This is a genomic window from Algoriphagus sp. SE2 (assembly GCF_039563885.1).
Lineage (GTDB): Bacteria > Bacteroidota > Bacteroidia > Cytophagales > Cyclobacteriaceae > Algoriphagus.
In genome coordinates this window covers 1-918 of sequence record NZ_JBCLWJ010000056.1, presented here as the reverse complement: position 1 = coordinate 918, position 918 = coordinate 1, and the positions used below count along the sequence as shown (strand labels likewise).

Genomic DNA, 918 nt, shown 5'->3' with positions numbered 1-918 from the left:
TAATTCAAAATCAGTTTGGTCTGTCATCGAATAGGTGTGCTCATCATCCACAGGATCGATTGTGCTTAAATCACCAATTACACTTCCTGATTCAATACCCAGAGCTAAGGTGGAATTACTCAATAAAATATCAGTAGCCATTGGCTTATCCTCTACAAGAACATTGATCACAATGGGTTCTACTAATGTGAACCAATCGTTTTCTTCAAGTTCTGTCTTAACTGCATAGAATCCAGGCTCCAAAGAGTTATAAGAATCCAAGCTTGCATGAAGTATAACTGGCTTACCATCAAACCAACCCGAGCTCATAGCGGCAATCTTATCCTCTATCACTTCAGTCGGAGTATTCCATGGGACTGTAATCAGGTCACTGAGAATTCTCTTACTTCCTTTACCTTTTGCTTCATGGATAACTATTGAACCACCACCTAAGACTGTGGAAACATCGGAGTTTTCATCAGCATTAAGTCCATTGTCATAGATGATTCCTGAATCTCCCCAGATTTTGATTCTGAACTGATCTGGGTCTGTTCCACCGTTCCAATCTCCATCGAGAGCGACCAAGGTGAATTTATATCCCGGAACTCCATTGATGGTTCCTTCACCTCTATAGGTAGCTTTCTTACCGGATATCACCAAGGTGCCCGATTCATGCAAGGTGGACTTGAAATTCAAATCTCCTGCTTTGAATTGGAACTCAGTATTTCCATCCACTTGGTTAGAACCTTTCTTGTATTTCGATACAAATCCGAAATTCGCTTTACCTGTCAGGCTTTCATCTGCTTTGTACGCTCCTGCTGGAGACATGATCCAGCCACCACCGGTGACAAAGTTTCCATTCGGGTCAAAAATCGGCAGATAGGCCACTGATTCAACAGGTCCAGTACATTCCTCGATACTCGCTGATACCTTGTAGAC

General features: G+C 42.4%; 1 pseudogene. It reads right to left on the bottom strand.

Going from position 1 to position 918, the window contains the following annotated elements:
• Window positions 1-918, bottom strand: a pseudogene (locus AAGF08_RS20375) (hypothetical protein); the annotation flags it as partial.